Here is a 19,536-nt window from a genome sequence, read left to right as displayed (position 1 = left end):
TTAATATTCTTATGTGCAGTCACAAACATAAAATGTTTGTTCGGTACATTTTCAAAAAAATTGAAAATGAAAAAAGACTTAATTAAATTTCTAAAAAAAGAAATTAAAAATTTAGATATAGATAAATTCTTAGACAAACCAAAAATCGAATCTCAAGGTGACTTTACTCTACCTATGTTTGTATTAGCAAAAGAATTAAAAAAATCACCTCAAGATGTTGCAAAAGACTATGAATATACTTTGTCAAAAAAACTTCCATCAATCCTAGAAAAAGTTGTAGCAATGGGACCTTTTTTAAATTTTTACCTAAATAAAGAGCAACTATCAAAACAAGTATTAGAGTCAATAGAAAATAATTCAATTTTCAAATTTCAATCTGAAAATCTTCAAAAAATTCTAATTGAGTATCCATCACCAAATACAAATAAGGCTCTTCATGTAGGTCATGTTAGAAATCTTTTACTTGGAAATTCAATATCTAAAATTTTCACAAAAGTTGGACATACTATAATTAAAACTAATATGGATAATGATAGAGGGATTGCAATATGTAAAGCAATGCTTGCATATCAAATGTTTACAGCAGATAAAACTCCAAAATCTGAGAAAGTAAATCCTGATAAATTTGTAGGAAATTGTTATGTGTTATTTGGAGAGAAGAATGAATCAAATCCTGAATTAAAACTTGAAGAAAAAGCTCAAGACATGCTTTTGAAATATGAGCAAGGAGATAAAGAAACTATTCAGCTTTGGAAAAAAATAATGGATTGGGTATTTGAAGGATATTCAAAGACATATGAAAGATTCAAATATTCTTGTGATATGGAATACTTTGAAAGTAAAATTTACAAGGAAGGAAAAGAAATTGTAGAAAAAGCTCTAAAAGATAAAATCAAAGGATTTGCAGTTGATAAAGAAAATGGAGCGGTATTTGTTGATTTAGAGGATGTTAAATTAGGAAAGAAGTATCTATTAAGAGGAGATGGTACAACTCTTTATATGACTCAAGATTTATATCTTGCATATGAAAAAGAAAGAAATTTCCAAGCAGACAAATATATATTTATTGTAGGTAATGAACAAAAATATCATTTTGAAGTATTATTTGAAATTCTAAATAGAATAGGTTTTGGAGGCTTAGATAAAAATTATCATTTTGCATTTGGAATGCTCTATGATAAAAATGGTGAAGCATTTTCTTCAAGAAAAGGTAATGCAATTGATGCAGATGAACTATTAGATTTAATTGAAGAAAAAGCACTAAATAATCTAAAAGATAAATCTCCTGATTTAAACAAGAAAGAATCAATGAGGAGATCAAAAATAATAGGGTATTCGGCTTTAACATTTGGCATTTTAAAAATAAATCCTCTTGATAACAATAATTTTGACATAGATTCTGCATTAAGTTTTGAAGGAGATACAGGTCCATATGTTCAATACACATATGCAAGGATTCAATCTATATTAAAAAAATCAAAATATAAATTTAACTCTAAAATACATTATTCTCTATATCAAGAAAAAGAACTATCATTAATCAAAGCACTAAAAGAATATCCTCAAATTATTATTGAAGCTGCAAAAAAATATAGACCTTCAATGATTGCAAATTATTTAATTAAAGTATCTCAATTATTCAATGATTTTTACCAAAATTGTCCAATATTACAAGAAGAAGAAAATTTAAAACAAGCAAGACTATTACTTGCTAAATCAACAAGTAAAATTCTTAAAGAAGGATTAGAGTTATTAGATATTGAAACACTTGAAGGGATGTAGTTATTGATTTTTTGAATAATTATTAGCATTATTTTCAAATTGTTCTTTTAAATCTAGTAAATTATAAATATCAATAGAGGTTCGTGTAAAATATCTTTTTGAATATGATTCTTTTTTTTTTAGATCATAAAATCTATACATGACAACTAAAGTATCATCTAAAATTTTGGTTTTTTTTATCTCTAATTCTAAGCCAAGTTCTTCAAATTTTAATTTTTTACCTCTTAATAATAAATCTAATCTTTTCAGTTTCCCTCTGGAAACTTTATTAGTAAAATCTTCATTAATTAGATATGTCTTTGAAGGAATATAATCATAGTTCTCATCTTTTCTTAATTGAACTCTACCAATACAATCTCCGGGTACAATATTTCTTTTAGCAATATTTAATATATCATCAGGAACCTGTGTAGTAATATTTTTTTCATCAATATCTTCTATAGACCTAACTTCAAGACTCATTAACATCTGTTCAAGGTTTTCATAAGGATATTTTAAAACACCTTTCCCATTTACATCAATTAGAATTAATACTAGTTTAGGTTCTTTAGAAGAAATGCTTGCTTCTTCTTCTTGCATATATCCTAATAAATAGTATTTTTTATTCATTTTTTTCAATAATATATCTATACGGTATTTTTTTACCTTCTGCTTCTTCTCTTACATATTTTTTATGGATCATCCTTACAAATTCTTTTCTTGCAATATTACTATTTAAGTTTTTAAACTTCTTTCTTTCAGGCTCTGACCAAACATATCTTTTAATTTTAGGATACTCATCTCTTAATTTTAAAATAAATTCTTCAAGAACCAAAAGTAATAGTCCCAAAAAGAATGGACCTAAAATAAGACCGTAAATTCCAAACAATTGAATTCCTCCTAGAATACTAATAAGTGTAATGACTGGTCCAATGTTTGTTTTCCCGGAAATAATATATGGTAATAATAAATTATCTAAAAATGAAACTATTATTCCAATGATAAATAGATAAAATGCAATATCATATTCTCCATTAACTAAGTTTAAAATTAAAAGAGGTCCCCATATAAGAGCAGTACCTATAACTGGTAAAAATGCAGTAAAAAACATTAAAATTCCCCATATTATTGCACCTTTAATTCCAATAACTAGAAATAAAACTGTCCCAACTGATGCTTGAATTAATCTTACCATAATTTGTCCGTAAATTATTCCATCAATTAAACTCTTTATTTTCTCACCAAACTCTTTAAGTTTTTGTCTCTCAAACATTATTTTAAAATAATAACTCTCTTTTTCATAATTTTTAATAAAATAATAAAAAAAGAATATAATAATAAAAATATTAAAAATAAATTCTATAACTGTATCATATAACGACTCTCTAAAATAAGTTTTGGAATTAGATAAAACATCTCTATATTCTTGAGTTAAATTTAAATTTTGATTGTATTTCAAGTTAATATTATTACTTATGTCATCGAGAGAATTTTCAAATTTACTATTTTCAAAAATTGAGATTTCTTGTGAAACTTCCCAGATTAGAAGAGTCATAGGGACAAATATAAGACCTAAAATAATTAAACTTACAATTATAGAGGTTAGAAAATCACTTCTAAATATTTTATGTAATTTTTTATATACTGGTTGAAATAAATAAACTAAGATCCCAGTAAAGAGTAAAGGGATTATGAATTTTTTTATAATAAAAAAAGAGATTAAAGATAAAAATAATATCAAAATAATTAAGTATACACTTTCTTTTTTTATTTTATACATAAATTATATAAAATTTCAAGTTTTATAAATATTCTCCTTTTTGTTATTGGTAAGTAGTTATTAGTTAAGATTTAACTCATTTATAAACACAAATATTTTTAAAGGAAATGCTCTAAAAATTACTATGTTTAAAAAATTGAAAAATTTAGTTTTTGGTCTTGAAGAGTATGAAAAAATAAGAATTGAAGATAGATTTGAAATTTTAAAAATTGATTTAAGTCAAATACATATTAATTCTTTAGAAAATTTTGAGTGTATTGAAGACTGTATATATAAAATTCATGAGCAATTGCGTTTAAAAAGTTCAAATTTATGTAAATCAATAAATAATCCTGCAAAAAATATTCGTAAAAAAGATGTTGAAGAAGTCTTATTAATGTTCAATAAAATAAAATACGATTTTATAAAACAAACATTTTCTCAAATTAATCTCTCAGAAATGCCTTCTGAAGTTCCTGACATTAAAACTGAAGAAGTTAAAGAAATAAATGAAGCAAAAGAAGAAAATAATTCGCAAATTTTAATTAAAGAAAATGAGAAATATAAAATTTATCTAAATAATGGTAAAACTAGTTACATTTTAATTGATTTCAAGAATTCAGAAATAGATTTACCCTTAACAAACAAATTAGCATCATTATTATTTGAAAAAGTTAATGCACATGGCACAAACATTTTAATTGAAAATAATAAAGCATTAATTATACCCAGATTTGAAAATGATGATATCATAAAAATTCCACGAATTGAAGTTGATTTAGATGATATTTATGAGAAATTAACAAAAAAAGAGGATAAGAAAATTCCAGAGAATGAAAAAGAAGAAGAAGCAGAATATTTACAAGTAACAAAAAAGAGACAATATAATTCCAAAAATGACAATTCGCTAGATGATTTATTAAAAGATGATTTTAAAAGAGAAATTATGCATCCACATCCAAAAGATGATCCATCTAAGATTGATATATTCAAAGATGATAAAATCATAATTGAAAGAAAAGATGAAATTAAAACTCCTGAAATAGAAATAGTAAGAGAAGAAGAAATAGTTAAAGATGATAAAGAGGAAATCTCGGGAAATCTATTAGAAAATCAAAAATATGAAATTTATCGTGACCAAAAAATAGTAATTTACTTTGAAGAAAAATCTAAAATTCTAGGGGAACTTAAATTAAAACCTATTTCAGGAAATAAAATAAATGAATTAGAAGAAACAGATTTGAGTTATATAATGATGTTTGCAAAAGCTTTCTCTGCTTACCTTTTTGAAGTTCTTGAAGCTCACGGAACTAATTTAATTTTTAATTATGACAATGATTTCATAAGCATTATCCCAAGATATCAAGAAGATGGAGTTGATATAATATGGAAACCAAAACAAGAAACTGAAAGTTTCCTTGAAGAAATACAAAAAAAATTAATATCGGTAATGCATAATGATACTAAAAAGAAAGAAAATCCTAAAGAAGAAGTAATTGCAAAAATTGAAGAAGAACCAAAAGAAGAAAAAATAGTAAAAAATCCTGAATCTAAGAAACAAAAAGCCCAATATATCTTAGATTATTTAAACAAAATTCCTTAGAAAGGTTTATAATTTATGACTTACTAGTCAATATATGAATTTTCGAAGTTTGCCACTCACAAGTGTCATGATAAATGCAGAATATATGAGGTCTATATCTAAAAAATTTAAAATTGATATTTTTAATCCTAAATATGAGATTGTTCCTTATGCAAGTACTTTGTTTGAAGATGAAGTACTCCTGGATACAGTATCAGGTATTGAAGCTTATTTATTAGGAACTGGAATTGTTGATATGAAAACTAATGATGGTACTAAACAAAATGATTTAGAAAATAATATGCTCCCTAATGAAAGAAACTGGATTAAGTATTATAGCAAATTAAGAGGTAATAATTTAACAAATATTTCACTTAATTTGTTTAATATTGAACATTCTCTAAAAGTAAATGAATTAGTTAAAGAAGTAAATTATAATGAATTAATTAAAGATTATAATGATAAATCTTTTCAAAGAAAAATTGAAACTGTATCAAAATTGGATGAGAATCTTTTCGAATTTCTTGAACAAATGTATAATGAATATTATTAAATAAATTCCTTAGAAAAGTTTATAATTAATATTTCATTAGTTCTATTATGGAATACATATATTTACCCCTAGATAGTGTTAAAGAAAACAAGATCTATGTTGATTTATTAAGGGAGAAATTTAAATTTGGTTTTTTACCTCCTACATTCTCAAGAGTCCCTAATGTTAGTTCTTTATTTAAAGATAATAAATATTCTTTTGATTGTTTTGGAAGATTAGAATCTTATTTATTAGATACTCAAGTTATATTCATGCGAACTAATAATGCGAGCAAACAAAAAGAAATTAAAGATCAAATAGCAAAAGCAGGTAACGATTTATCGATATATGATTGGTTTATTTCACATAATAAATTAGCAATTGGTAAGTTTAGTATAATCTCTGATTCTTTATATATTTTAGAACAAACTTTAAATCGAGATGATATAAGAAAAACAATAGATATACAAAAAATTTCACAAGGTTATCATTCTCTAGAATTTAAAGAGAAAGTTGAAAGAGTTGAATTTGCTGACAAAGAAGTATTTAATTTTCTTGAACAGATGTATAAAGAATACTCTTAAACTTATTTTATTTCTACTTTTAAAGACACAAAACATTTATAAAACTTAAATTTTTTAATTTATTAAAATGGTTAATTTAAAAAATTTCAAAAAAGGTCAAAGTCTACCTTTGAATACAATTGTAATTGCAATATTAGTAATTATTGTTCTACTTGTAATTATTGTTTTCTTTACAAGTAATGTTGGAAAAACTGGAAATCAGATTAATGAGCAAAGTGCTGCTAGCTGTTCAGATAGTAATCCTGCACTATCAACTATAGGTTATACTGATATTGAAGAATATCCTGAAAACTCAGGTTGTCCTTCTGGAACTAATAGAATTTCAATTATTCCAACAAGAACTGAAGATGATATTGAATACATTTGTTGTGGAACTAAATAAATAGTTCAGTCACTTACTTTGTGCGTTCAATACAATTTGAAATCACTTTTGAGATTTCAAATAGTTTTATAAACAATTTTTTTCTTTAATTATATATGAATTATAAACTAATTATTAATTTAAAAACTTATGAAGAATCTTTTTCTAACAATGCTATTAAAATTGCAAAGATCTGTAAAGGAATTGAAAAGGAAGCCAAGAAAAGAGATGTAGAAATAATACTATGTCCAAATTTTATAGACTTAAAAGATACAGTCAAAGAAAAGGTAAGTGTTTACTCTCAACATATTGATGATGTAAGTTTTGGAGCACATACTGGATACATTCTACCTGTGATGATAAAGAAAACTGGTGCGATGGGAACTCTAATAAGTCATAGTGAACATATTCTATCATTAAAGGAAATTGAAAAAAGAATAAATATAGCAAAAGAATTAGGTCTTGAAACATGTGTTTGTGCTAGAGATGCAAAGATTGCAAAGAAAATAGCTAAATTTAATCCAGACTATATTGCAGTAGAACCAAAAGAACTAATAGGAGGAGATATATCAATTTCGACAGCAAAACCTGAATTAATTGTTAAGTCTATGAAAGCTGTAGGTAATGTTGGTCTTTTAGTTGGTGCAGGAGTCAAAAATCAAGCAGATGTTAGAAAATCAGTAGAACTTGGCGCAAAAGGAATTTTAGTTGCATCAGGCGTTGTTAAAGCAAAAAACATTAAAGCAGCGGTATTAGATTTAATTAAAGGTTTCGAATAATTAATTATTTAAAATTTTCATATATTTTCCCATGCCGACATATGTTTAAGATATTTCTTCGCTGTTCCTTTAGCATCTTCATATGAATCAAACTTTTCTCCACTCATTTGAATGCCTTCTGTACTTAACATAAAATTAATCATATTTTCTAAAACTTCATTATAAGATTTAAGAGAACCATCATTATTTGAACAATTCTTACATAGATCTCTTGAATCTATTGGTGCACCACAACTCTTACAGTGGTTGAATTCAGGAATCATAAATCATGTTGAAAAAATACCTATTTATAAATATTTGGGCTTTTCAGGCCAAATTGAACCATTTTATCACAAAGTTAAACAAAACATTTATAAATGCACAAAATCAAAATCTTTCTATTAGGTTTTCATAACCTATATACTTAGCGTTATAAATTCAATTTATGGCTCTATGTATCACAAGAACATTAATTCAGATGTTTTGTCTGAATATAAATATGTTCTTGATATATTTAATGAAAAATGGAAATGATCGTAGTAAAATCTAAAGTAAAAGAAGTTTCAGGTAACTGTAACGTTGCTGGTGACTTTGCAGATGCTTTAAACGCAGTTGCAGTTGAATTAGTAAAAGCTGCTGCTAAAAGAGCAGATGCTAATAGTAGAAAAACAGTTCAAGCAAAAGATGTTTTTGTTGGAAAAGCTACAGCTAAAACTATGTTAGTTGTTAAATCTAAAGTTAAAGAAGTTGTTTCAGGACAAAATGTTTCTGGTGACTTTGCTGAATCTTTAAATGAAATGCTAGTATGGCATGTAGGACAAGCTTGCGCAAGAGCAGAAGCTAACGGTAGAAAAACTGTTGGTGCAAGAGATTTATAAATATAAATTTCTTTTTTGATTATTAATTCTAAGTATTGTTTTTGACTGATGTCTTTATTATTTTTAAAGTAGCTCGAGCGAAGAGAGACTACCACACGCAAAGCTTTGTGAAGTTTTGTTAGAGATTTATAAATATAAATTTCTTTTTTGATTATTAATTCTAAGAGCACATGAATCACATAAATTTCTGATAATTCGACGAATCTTTTATTGTGTCACAACTTCAAAGTAACTAAAACTAGATAACTTTATAAATAAACAATCACCTATTATTATAATTTTAAATGGTGAATGACAAAATGAACATAAAAAATTTAATCAGTTTTCTCTTTAGCATGCTAATTTTAATTAGTATGGCTAACGCAGCAGACGTTTACGAAGCATTTGAGTTAACATTTGATCAAAACATTCCAGCTGATGTATTAATGCAAACTTTTGTATGTGCTGATGCTAGTTGTACTGATGCTAGTCCTGTAAATCTACAGCACTATGCAGGTGACGCAATTACTTGTTGGGATACATTTTATCCTACTGGTGATAGTGTAGGTTTTGAGGCTTGTATGTTAGATTATGAGATTTCTAACTTAGTTCCTACTAATGATTGTAGTATTATTACTGATGGTTGTTCAGGAAATCCTATCGTTATTACAAGATATGATAGTGAAGTATCTTTTGGTTATGTGAATTATTTCTTTACAAGAGGAGATGTTTATATTCCTAAAGTTTCATGGCAAACTGGATTTTCATGTGAAACAGATATTTGTTTTAATGATGTACCTTATTTAATTAATTCAAGAAAGATTGATACTGCAATTGCAGAAATTGGTCAATTAAATATAGTAAATATTGTAGATCCTCTAAAACCGGTTCAAGTAAATGTACCTGTAAGTATTGATGAAACAGTATGTTCTGCTTATAGATCAACAAATCCTAACTTATTTAGGCCAACTGCGCCAGGCGGATTTTCAGATTTTAGTGCTAATACATTAGTTACTCTAGAAATTAGAAACAATGTTGACAATTCTTTAATTAGAACTGAAGCTGTAACTATTCCTATGTTAGTTGATACTTGTGGTGGTCTTGCAGCTTTCTCATGGACTCCTAGTGCATTAATGCAAGGAGATGAAATTAAATTTAGAGTAGAAACTGATGTAATTGATAATCAAGTAATTAATTCAATTACAGATTTTGCAGAAGTAATCGAGTATATTTTCCCTGAGAACTTAGATGGTTCTTGTTGGATGAGAGCATATGATTTTACTTTATCAAATATTCCTTCAATTGATATGACAACAAGTGTTGCTCAAATCAGTCAAGGTGAAAGTTTATATGCTACATTTAGAGGTGGAGCATTTAGAGATGAAACTGTAAATCCAATTGATTTTCAAGCTAGATTATTATTTGATAATACACTAGTCTTTTCAACTTATGAGAGTACAAGTCCTGCAACAACTGAAGCAGACTTAGAAACATTCACATTCGATTTAACAAACACAATTAGTAGTTTAGGTCCAGGACAATACAATGTAACATTGGATACTGAGCCTTTTGCAAATGGTTGTACTATTAGAGAAGGAGTTATTCAAACTCAAAATTTACAAATATTACAACCTGATACTCACGAAGTAACTTTCATTATTAAAGATCAAAATAATCAGTTATTAAGTGGAGCAGAAATAAACTTTAGATTATTAGACTCTGATGATTATTATGTAAACACTCCAGTTTACAATGAATTTGAAATAACTGGAACAACAGGTAGAGCAATTTTTACTGATGTTTATACTGGTCAACATCAATATTTAGTAACTGGAAATGGATTCACTTCAGTAAGTAATCAAGTATATGTTGGAGGAGATTCAGTAATTACTGTAATTGTACCTCTTGAAAACATTGCACCATTTATCGATTTACCAACTCAATTAACTGCAGACTACAAAGAAACTATTACAATTGATCTACGAGATTTCGTAACAGACTTTAATGATGCATTTGAAAACTTGGCAATTAGTGAAGATTTAGTTTCAGGAAATATTGTAAGAAACATTAACGGTCCAATTATGACTTTTTCGACAAATACTCCTAATTCAGGAGTAGTTGAAGTATTCGTTCAAGACCCTTCAGGTGCTATTGCATCTGATAGTATTACAATTAACTTTGTAAATGATGAAGCTCCAGTAATTAATACATTTACTGCAGAACCAACAAGTGGAGAAGAACCATTTAACACAAGATTCATTGTAGATGTAAGTGATGATGGAACATCATTATTATGTACTATTGATTTTGGTGATGGTCAATCAAATCAAAACTCCTGTAATAATTTAGATAGTATTGAGCATACATACATCCTTCCAGGAACTTATGTAGCACAATTATCTGCTGATGATGGAGTAAACGAACCAATAATTGCTGAGGAAATGATATTTGTATTCAATAGAACAATTGAAGCGCCTTTAATCAATTACTTCAGATTAGATACATCTAATGGTCCTATTGTTCCTACAGACTTAACTTTTAGTTGGGATGTAAGCCATAGTGGTAATTTATCAATGACTTGTGAATTATATATTAATGCAGATCATTCAGTAGTACCTTGTATTGGAAGTGCTCAGGAATTAGACTTCAACTTAACTGGAGTATCAAGATTCAGTATTGTTGCAATCGATACAGATTCAACTCAAGTACTTAGAACTATTGAGAGAAAATTTTATACTGATGCTGTAAGATTAGATGAACAACATATTGATTTAATTATTGATGATGTAATTGTTCCAGGTGAATTCAAATTCCAGATTGAAACATTAAATGAAACTCTACAAAGAAGAGTAATTGATGTAAAACCTACTATTATTTGTAATGGAGTTAGAAATTTTATTGACAATGGTAATAGAATGCTCTCATCCTCAGCAATTTCCAAAGAAACAATTGATAGTAAAACATTCGAATTCGTTACAGATAGTAAAGATTTTAAATTAGTAGTTCCAACAGATGTTGAGTGTACAGTTGAAGTTGAATTAACTGATGATTTTGGTTCATTATTAACTCTATCAGATAGAGTAACATTTAGTTATCCTGTAGTTGAAGCTAATATTGCATCAATTAGAGGAAAAGGAACTGACATTGTAAATTACATGACTTCAACTGTTAATGTTCCATTTAGTAATGGATACAATAGCATTGAATTTGTAGTTGAAAATAATGAAGTTGAAGGCAAAGAAATCACAATTACAATGATAAGTGCAGATTTAGGTCTTACATATTCAGAAGAATTAAATTTAGCACCAGGAGCTAGTAGAAAAGTTCAAATTCCATTATACATTGCAGACAATATTGATGCAGGAAGATATCCAATTAGATACTCTGTAATTGATGGTACTGACAAACAAGTAAGATATGGATTTGTTATGATTGAATAAATTCAATCATAATACTTGAGAATTAATTAATTCTTATTGTACTCAAGTAGAATAATTATTCACTACTATTCACTACTTATTTTAACACAATAATATTATAAATATACATTTATAAGAATAAACTATGAAAAAGTTTTTATTATCAATAATCTTGATATTAAGTTTAACAAGTTTAGTTTTTGCAGACACAAATGGAATTTGGAATTATGCATCCGATGTAAGACCTGGAGTCTTTGGTAGTGATGAATATGCAGGCAATTATTCATTTAATTCTAGTGTTGGAATTGGAACAACTAATCCAAATATGAAATTAGAGGTAGTAGGTGATACTGGAATTCCTGTTGCAATAGGAATTAAAGCTGCAGTTGGTCAAAGAGCATATTTATCATTAAGTTCAGATAACGGTAATTTAGGAAATAGATGGAGTATTGGTACAGCAGTAGATAATAGTTTATATTTTTTCAATGCTAAACAGAATACTTATCAATTAAATATTCAAGATGATGGGGATGTTATAGTTCCATATAACTTAGCAGTTGGTGCATCTGATCTTGCTCCTGGATTTAAACTTGATGTAAATGGAAAAATTAGAATGAGGAGTCAAACTTTAATAACTGATTCAGTTGATACTGTTGCAACAAAGAAATATGTTGATGATAATAGTGGAACTTCAGTAGATGGACAATGGTCTTCTGTGAAATCAGCAAGAGAATTAGGAGTCTCTTATCAAAATACTAATGATGCAGTAATATTTGTAACAGTAGATATGGGCGATTATGGTTTTGTAAAAGTTAGTGATGATGGAAGTATTTGGTTGCAATTAAACACTCCAAGTTCAGATAGGGGAACATTTACTTTTCCAGTTCGACCAGGAGGATGGTATATATATGATGATACTTCGGGACCAAGTAAGCCTAGTTATTGGCATGAATTTAGAATTAACTGAATAGGTATTAAAATTACAGAAAAAATAAATTTATTTCTTTTTATTTTAAAATAAAAATCAAAGATTTTTAATCATAATAAACTTGAAGTTTATTTTAATTCTTCGAATTTTATATATCCTTTCAATAGGGAAATAATAATTCCTGAAGCATTATTCAAATTAATTCTCTTTTGTTCAGTTGAAACTCTATCTCTAATAGTAACTGTTCCTTGATCTTTACCATCTTCAATAGTTTCGTAATCAACTGTAATACAATATGGGGTTCCTACTTCATCTTGCCTAGCATATCTCTTTCCAATTGAACCTGATCTATCATAAACTGCAATAACATCTTCTTCAACTAACTCTTCAAATAATACTCTAGCTGGAGTAGTTAAAACATCTTTATTCATTAAAGGAAAAATCGCAACTTTATTTGGAGCAATCTTATTATTAAAATTAAGAACAACATTGCCTCTCTCTTTATCATCTGTATGAGCTTCACATAAAACAGCCATCATAAATCTATCTACTCCAACTGAAGGCTCAATTACATGTGGTAATAACTTAGTCTTGCTTTCCTCATCAAAGTACTCTAATTTGGATTTAGAATGCTCTTGATGTTGTGTTAAATCATAATTTCCTCTGTATGCCATTCCAAGCATTTCTTTAAATCCAAAAGGATATCTATAATCAATATCATGTGTTGCAGAACTGTAATGTGAAAGTTCAGTTTTCACATGTTCTCTTATTCTCAAATTTTCATAAGTCAGACCTACATCATCTTTAAAGAAATTGAAAAACTCAGCTAACCAATATGCATGATGTTCATTTAATCTATTTTGGTCAAGTAATTCTTTAACTGTAACTTCAACCATATCTGAAATTTCATTATCTTGATTCTCCGCAGATAGGAATTGTAATTTAGTATTTAGTTGTTTATCTGTTAATAAAGAACATTTAGTTTCAGGATTAAAGAAGTACTCCATCTCCATTTGTTCAAATTCTCTACATCTAAAAACGAAATCTCTTGGTGAAATCTCATTTCTAAAAGCTTTACCAATTTGAACAATACCAAAAGGTAATTTCATTCTAGAACCTTCTGCAATTAATTTAAAGTTAGGAAATATACTCTGACAAGTCTCTGGTCTTAAATATCCTGTCGATTGTTTTGATACATCTGCTCCAATTTGAGTTTTCAGCATTCCACTAAAAAATTGAATTGGCAATTCGAAATCTTCTCCTTTATATTTTAGATTATTCTTTATGATTAACTCTTCAATTTCTTTAGGAGTCATTCCATCAGCTAAAATATTCAATTCATCTTCAATGAAATGATCTGCTCTAAGTTTTGTTTTAGTATCTATTGTAGTTAAAAGCATGTCTCCAAAAGCATCTATATGTCCTGATGCTTTCCATACTTTAGAATTAGTAATAATTGAACCATCTTGGCCTACCATATCTTCTCTTTTATTTACAAATTTCTTCCAATATAAATTTTTAATATTATTTTTAATTTCAACACCTAAAGGACCAAAATCAAAAAAGCCCGCAAGTCCACCGTAAATTTCTGCTGCTTGAAATACAATTCCCTTCTTTTTACAAAAGGTAGCTAATTCTTCTACGGTTAAATTGCTATTTTTTTCTACCATATATGAAATTAGGATAAATACTTTATAAATTTTACTTTGAAATTCATAAAAAAATATTTAAATAAACAGTATTAGAGATATACATGAAAGATTTATCAGAATTAAGATTAAGAATAGATGAAATTGACAAAGAAATATCAAATTTAGTAGTTAAAAGAATGGATGCGAGTAAGGAAATAGCCAAATTAAAAATAGAAAATGATTTGATAGTTCTAGATCCTAATCGAGAAAATGAAATTATAAATAATCAATATGAATATTTAAAGAACTTAGGAATTGATGATTTGAATTTTATTAATGCATTCTTTGGAATTATAATGATAAAGTCAAAGCAAATTCAAAATGAATTAGTTCTAAACAATTGAATAATTAAAAAAGTTTATATATAACTATAACCTTTAAACCACATATGAAACATCTAATTAAATTTTTAACAATTTTTTTATTTTTTATTTTATGCTGTAATATTAGTTTTGCAGGAGAGTATGATTATAGATATCATTTTGATAATGCAACTGCATGTGATTGTATGCTTCCTGATTTAACATTTAAATATGGAGGTTCACCAACAGGTTTATCTGTCCAGTGTGTATATGTAGTTGATCCTGAGAAGAGACATGATGGATTTAGAAATTCTTTCTCTAGTTCTGTTGATTTCTGAGATGAAGAGATAACAAAAATTTCTGAGGATTCCATAATGAGAGGTTATGATCAAATAGCAGGTTACTGTGATAGAAATGATGATTGTGTTCTAATTGCAGACTCTTTTGAAAAAGACGAATTTGTAGCGATTTCTAAGATTCAAGGGAAAAAAACAGAATTTAATCCTGATGGAGATAAAAAATATTCATATAGAATAGATAGACAATTTGTTTATGATAATCATGCAATAATAAAAATAAGAGGTGCATGGCCTTATTTTGGTGAAGGTGGTGCTGATAAATTAGTTCTTAAAAATGTTGAAAATATGGAAACTTGTATGAAAAATCTTATTGATAATAGTCTAAATGATGGAAGTAGTAAAATCAAAAGTAAATTACTTGTTGAAAAAATGCCTTTAAAAAACATTATTGTATATAATGAGGATGATGAAGATGATGAAAGTAAATGGACAACTACTAATGATAAAGGAGAGTTTGAATTAAAAGTTAAGAATTCAGAAGAATATGATTTTGTAGTAGATATGACTTATAGGTCAGATGGACATGATTATTTTAAATTAATTGGTGATAATAGACAAGAAGCATATAAATTAATTTTTCATGTAGAAGATGATGAGATAATGAGTATTAGTATTGATAATGGAGATTTCAAATTACCTATTCACGGTATTGATATTAAAATTGGTGGTGATATTAATCTTGATAAACCTTTATCTATTGAAGAAGGATTAATTGGACCTTTAATTAATTATATTCATTTCACTGAAGTTTTAGAGTATTATAAAGATGTTTTGAAAGTTAATTTAAAAGAGAGAACTTTAGATGTTTTATTATATAGTGGAGGAAGCGCTTCATATAATTACGAGAATGATAGAAGTTGGATTCTAATGAATAAAGCTTATAGCAAGTATGAGAACGAATATAGACCTTTTGTAGCATATCATGAGTTTAGTCACTATGTTCAGCATATGTTGTATGGGAAGACTTTTGAGGAATCTTTAGAGTTATTCAATATTAATCATGGAGGATATGCAAATCCTACAACATCTGATAGTTTTACTGAAGGTTTTGCTGCTTTTATGCCTGTTATTATAGCTAATCATTATGAAAGATATTGGGCAGAAAATGTTAAAGAGAAGAGAGTTTCTTTATATCCTTTATCTGGTTCTTTAGATGATAATTGGAAAGCTTGGGATAGACAAGGAAAAGTTGAAGAATATGCTATTGCAGGTATATTATGGGATTTATTTGATGGAAAAGTTGAAGAAGAAGCAGAGTTCAAATCTATGCAGGTTGAAATTAGAGAATTAATGAAAGAAGTTATTGCTGAAACTGATATGGATAAAGATGGGAGTTGGAACAAACAAGAAATGTATTATATTTTTTTAATGGAAAATATTAATTTGAATTATGATGATTATTTAGATAATGATGAACTTAATATAATTAATGATACTGAGTTAGTTGAATATATGAAAGAAAATAAAAAAATAGATTCAGATGATAGAATTCTAACTGAGGATTTTTGGGACTATATGGTTTTGAATTGGGATGATCTTGAGAAAGATTGGAAAAAGGAGATGCCTGATATGTATGCAAAAATGCCTGATAGAGTAACTGTAGATGATTTGATGGAAAAATTGAAGAATACTCATGATGATGATGGCGTGGATTTAACTTTTGAAGAAATATGGGAAGTTCTTAAAAAACCTCATGCTGATTTTAGTGTTGTTTATAATTCATTTTCTAAGATTGTTGGTAAAACTGAACTTGATGAAGTCTTTGTTTCGCATGGTTTTTTTATGGAAACTTCTGAAGGTAATAATAAATATGATAAAGGTGAACCTTTTCAGGATTTAGATAAGGATGGTAAATGGGATAGTTCTGATGAATTGTATGTAGATTTGGGTGAGATGAAGTTTGATGGTTCTGAAAAAATAGGTATTGCATCAAATTATGATAGAAAGTTAAGAAAGAGTTTTGAGCCTTTGGAAGGTGAATTTGTGAAAGTAAATCCTGAAATTCCTTTTTATGAATTGAAGTACATTGTTTATGGAAATGATTATTATGGCTTAAAAATCCCTTCTGATATTTATACAATTAGAGCAAGTAATGAAAATGGTATGATTTATGTTCCTATGGTTAAAGATGCTATTATTGAGATTATTCCTTTAGGTGTTGAGGTAAAAAGTCCTTTAATTGTATCTGTTGCAGAGTTTGAAGAAAACTATGAAGAAGTAATTGAAGAAGGTTATTTTGTTGAACATGAATTTGATTATGAAGGAGAAGTCCCAGTGTATGTTGATCCTTTTGAAAAGTCTTCAAATAGTTTTAGTTTTTGGTTTGTTTTAATTATAATAGGATTTAGTTTGTATATAATTTTGAATAAAAAGAAGAAGAAAAATAAAAAACAAATAAAGAAAAAATCTAAAAAGTAAAATTAAATATAACCATTTTAATCACCAATCTTTATAAATTCTTTACCTTTATTTAATTCTATGAACAAACAAGAATTACTTGTAAAAAATAAGGAAAAACCTTCTTTGAAATTTGGAAAAGACCCTTATCATAGAACACTTAACGAATTATTCGAAAGAGGAGTTATTTCAATTGACAAAGACGCAGGTCCTACCTCTCATCAAACAGTAGATTATTTAAAAAAAGTTTTGAAAATAGATAAAGCTGGACATTCAGGAACACTTGACCCTAAAGTAACTGGACTATTAGCAACAGGACTAGGCAGAGGAACAAGATTAATGGAGTATATGTTAAAATCAAATAAAGAATATATTTGTTTAATGTATGTCCACAAACCTGTAACTCAACAGCAAATTGAAGATGTTTTAAAGAAATTTACTGGCAAAATTATGCAACTACCTCCAATTATTAGTGCTATTAAAAGAGAACTAAGGGAAAGAGAAATTTATTATATTAATTTATTAGATGTTAAAGATGAGGGTCAAAATGTATTATTTAGAGTAGGATGTCAGCATGGAACTTATATTAGAAAACTATGTTCTGATATGGGAGACTATTTAGAAGTGGGAGCTCAAATGAAAGAGTTAAGAAGAACTAAAGCAGGACCATTCAAAGAAGAAAATAATATGGTTTCTTTAGACAAATTAAGAAATCTTTACGAATTATACAACTCTGAAAAAGATGAAAAGACAAAAGAAATCTATGAAAAAGAACTAAGAACTTACATTAAACCATACGAAGAAGCCCTATCTGACTTCAAAAAAGTAATTGTAAGAGATAATGCAGTATCATCAATTGCTCATGGAGCAGATTTAGCAATCCCTGGAGTTGCAAAATTAGATGATGGCATTGAAATAGGTGAAGAAATTGCAATGCTAACTCAAAGAGGCGAATTAATTGCCATGGGAATTGCATACTTATCCTCAAAAAATGTAATGAAAAAAAAGAAAGGAGCATTCATCAAAACAAACAAAGTATTCATAGAACCAGATTATTATCCTGAAGTTTGGAAATTTGAAAAACAAGAAGAAGAAAATTAATTTTAATATTTCTAATTTTTAATCATCAAAAGGTGATTTGATATTAATTAAAGAATTATTAGCAACTTTTGTATAAATTGTTGTAGTCTCAATTTTCGAATGTCCTAGTAGTTTTTGAATGAGTCTTATATCTGTTCCACTCTCAAGAAGATGTGTTGCAAAAGAATGCCTAAGCATATGTGGAGTTACATGTTTATTTAGTGGCTTTGATGCTTTTCGTATTATCTCTTGGATAGATTTTTTTGTGTATTTAGAATCTCTATTACTTTCAAATAAATATTTTGTCTTAAACTCTTTCCTTAAAATATATTCTGATAATTCATCCTTAAGATTTTTAGAAAATAGCGTAATTCTATCTTTTCTATTCTTACTATTACGAATTGTAATTATATTTTGTTTAAAGTTTAAATCTTCTCTCTTTAAATTAATAAGTTCAGAAAGTCTCAATCCTGAAGAATACATAGTTATAACTATTAGTTTATGTTTGTAATTTGTTATATTCTCAATAATTATTTTAATTTCCTCTTTATTTAGCACTTTAGGAATATCATTCTTCTTTTTTGGCATAGGAATATCATCTAAATAAATATCTAATTTAAGTATTCTTTTAAACAAATAATTAATCACTGACCTCTTTAATCTAATAGTATTCCTATCATATTTCTTTGAATCCAAATATAAAAAATACTCTTTTAAAGTTTGATTATTAATTTCTTTAGAATTAACTCTCAACCATAAGAAGAATTTACTAGTATTATACATATAATTCTTTTTTGTTTCTTTACTAAATCCTGACAATATCATCTCTTCAGACAATTTAATTAATATTTTTTCATAATTCATTTTATACTATATCTTATTATTAATAAATAGTTTACCTCTCTTTACAGGAAAATAAATACAAAAAGTTGTAGTAAAATTTCAAATTGGGATAAATAAAGGTGTTTTTGTTGAAAAATATAAAGAGTTTTTATTTGAGTTTTTAACCAATTTTGATTCACTTTACAGGGTTTAAACGCCCAAAAAGTTAGGTAACATCTATAAAAAACCTAGAAAAAGGTTATTTAATAGATTTTACACACAATGTTATAGTTTCTTGGTTAATTATTTAGTTATTTTCAGAAGAATTATGAATTTGTTTCCTT

At 27.1% G+C, this 19,536-nt stretch carries 18 protein-coding genes; 13 read left to right on the top strand and 5 right to left on the bottom strand.

Annotated elements, in window-relative coordinates; all coding sequences use genetic code 11:
- Window positions 1-66: 66 nt before the first annotated feature.
- Window positions 67-1,782 (top strand): arginine--tRNA ligase, encoded by a 1,716-nt coding sequence (argS, locus tag PF569_05070; protein ID MDA3855606.1) that lies wholly within the window; start codon window positions 67-69, stop codon window positions 1,780-1,782.
- Here the strand turns inward: argS and PF569_05065 are convergent, their stop codons facing one another.
- Window positions 1,783-2,391, bottom strand: coding sequence for a hypothetical protein (locus tag PF569_05065; GenBank protein MDA3855605.1), 609 nt, complete (start codon window positions 2,389-2,391; stop codon window positions 1,783-1,785). It lies immediately after the preceding gene.
- Window positions 2,384-3,541, bottom strand: coding sequence for an AI-2E family transporter (locus tag PF569_05060; GenBank protein MDA3855604.1), 1,158 nt, complete (start codon window positions 3,539-3,541; stop codon window positions 2,384-2,386). The genes PF569_05065 and PF569_05060 overlap by 8 nt, the downstream gene beginning before the upstream one ends.
- Window positions 3,542-3,665: 124 nt before the next feature.
- Here PF569_05060 and PF569_05055 point away from each other — a divergent pair, with 124 nt between their 5' ends.
- The 5 genes from PF569_05055 (at window position 3,666) to tpiA (ending at window position 7,358) form a co-directional block, all read left to right on the top strand.
- Window positions 3,666-5,123 (top strand): hypothetical protein, encoded by a 1,458-nt coding sequence (locus tag PF569_05055; GenBank protein ID MDA3855603.1) that lies wholly within the window; start codon window positions 3,666-3,668, stop codon window positions 5,121-5,123.
- 34 nt (window positions 5,124-5,157) lie between these two features.
- The gene (locus PF569_05050) at window positions 5,158-5,655 is read left to right on the top strand and encodes a hypothetical protein (GenBank protein MDA3855602.1); all 498 of its coding nucleotides are present in this window, start codon (window positions 5,158-5,160) and stop codon (window positions 5,653-5,655) included.
- A 47-nt stretch (window positions 5,656-5,702) separates the two neighbouring features.
- On the top strand, window positions 5,703-6,218 hold the full coding sequence (locus tag PF569_05045; GenBank protein ID MDA3855601.1) for a hypothetical protein: 516 nt from the start codon (window positions 5,703-5,705) through the stop codon (window positions 6,216-6,218).
- A 67-nt stretch (window positions 6,219-6,285) separates the two neighbouring features.
- Window positions 6,286-6,600, top strand: coding sequence for a hypothetical protein (locus PF569_05040; GenBank protein ID MDA3855600.1), 315 nt, complete (start codon window positions 6,286-6,288; stop codon window positions 6,598-6,600).
- A gap of 95 nt (window positions 6,601-6,695) precedes the next feature.
- Entirely contained in the window at window positions 6,696-7,358 is a 663-nt protein-coding gene (gene tpiA / locus PF569_05035) for a triose-phosphate isomerase (protein ID MDA3855599.1), read from the top strand.
- A gap of 17 nt (window positions 7,359-7,375) precedes the next feature.
- Here tpiA and PF569_05030 read toward each other — a convergent pair whose 3' ends face one another.
- Window positions 7,376-7,621 (bottom strand): zinc ribbon domain-containing protein, encoded by a 246-nt coding sequence (locus PF569_05030; GenBank protein ID MDA3855598.1) that lies wholly within the window; start codon window positions 7,619-7,621, stop codon window positions 7,376-7,378.
- A gap of 240 nt (window positions 7,622-7,861) precedes the next feature.
- Between PF569_05030 and PF569_05025 the strand changes: the two genes are divergently transcribed.
- The 3 genes from PF569_05025 to PF569_05015 all read left to right on the top strand — a co-directional run bounded on the left by PF569_05025 (window position 7,862) and on the right by PF569_05015 (window position 12,580).
- Window positions 7,862-8,215 carry a hypothetical protein gene (locus PF569_05025; GenBank protein ID MDA3855597.1) on the top strand — a complete coding sequence of 118 codons (354 nt, stop codon included), beginning with the start codon at window positions 7,862-7,864 and terminating at the stop codon, window positions 8,213-8,215.
- Window positions 8,216-8,568: 353 nt separating this feature from the next.
- On the top strand, window positions 8,569-11,634 hold the full coding sequence (locus PF569_05020; protein ID MDA3855596.1) for a PKD domain-containing protein: 3,066 nt from the start codon (window positions 8,569-8,571) through the stop codon (window positions 11,632-11,634).
- A gap of 124 nt (window positions 11,635-11,758) precedes the next feature.
- On the top strand, window positions 11,759-12,580 hold the full coding sequence (locus tag PF569_05015; protein MDA3855595.1) for a hypothetical protein: 822 nt from the start codon (window positions 11,759-11,761) through the stop codon (window positions 12,578-12,580).
- Window positions 12,581-12,669: 89 nt separating this feature from the next.
- Here the strand turns inward: PF569_05015 and PF569_05010 are convergent, their stop codons facing one another.
- Window positions 12,670-14,211, bottom strand: a complete 1,542-nt coding sequence (locus tag PF569_05010) for a glycine--tRNA ligase (GenBank protein MDA3855594.1) — start codon at window positions 14,209-14,211, stop codon at window positions 12,670-12,672.
- An 83-nt stretch (window positions 14,212-14,294) separates the two neighbouring features.
- Between PF569_05010 and PF569_05005 the strand changes: the two genes are divergently transcribed.
- Genes PF569_05005 through PF569_04990 form a run of 4 tightly spaced genes read left to right on the top strand, consistent with a single transcriptional unit; the run spans window position 14,295 to window position 18,391 of the window.
- A complete protein-coding gene (locus tag PF569_05005) occupies window positions 14,295-14,576 on the top strand; it encodes a chorismate mutase (GenBank protein ID MDA3855593.1) in 282 nt (93 codons plus the stop codon).
- Between the two features lie 44 nt (window positions 14,577-14,620).
- Entirely contained in the window at window positions 14,621-14,872 is a 252-nt protein-coding gene (locus PF569_05000; protein ID MDA3855592.1) for a hypothetical protein, read from the top strand.
- Between the two features lie 36 nt (window positions 14,873-14,908).
- Entirely contained in the window at window positions 14,909-17,311 is a 2,403-nt protein-coding gene (locus PF569_04995) for a hypothetical protein (GenBank protein MDA3855591.1), read from the top strand.
- Window positions 17,312-17,371: 60 nt separating this feature from the next.
- Window positions 17,372-18,391 carry an RNA-guided pseudouridylation complex pseudouridine synthase subunit Cbf5 gene (locus PF569_04990; GenBank protein MDA3855590.1) on the top strand — a complete coding sequence of 340 codons (1,020 nt, stop codon included), beginning with the start codon at window positions 17,372-17,374 and terminating at the stop codon, window positions 18,389-18,391.
- Between the two features lie 18 nt (window positions 18,392-18,409).
- Here the strand turns inward: PF569_04990 and PF569_04985 are convergent, their stop codons facing one another.
- Window positions 18,410-19,234: a tyrosine-type recombinase/integrase gene (locus tag PF569_04985; protein ID MDA3855589.1), complete on the bottom strand. Its 825-nt coding sequence runs from the start codon at window positions 19,232-19,234 to the stop codon at window positions 18,410-18,412.
- Between the last annotated feature and the right edge of the window lie 302 nt (window positions 19,235-19,536).

The sequence above is a fragment of the Candidatus Woesearchaeota archaeon genome (genome assembly GCA_027858315.1).
GTDB lineage: Archaea > Nanobdellota > Nanobdellia > Woesearchaeales > UBA583 > UBA583.
This window is presented reverse-complemented; position numbering and strand designations above follow the sequence as displayed.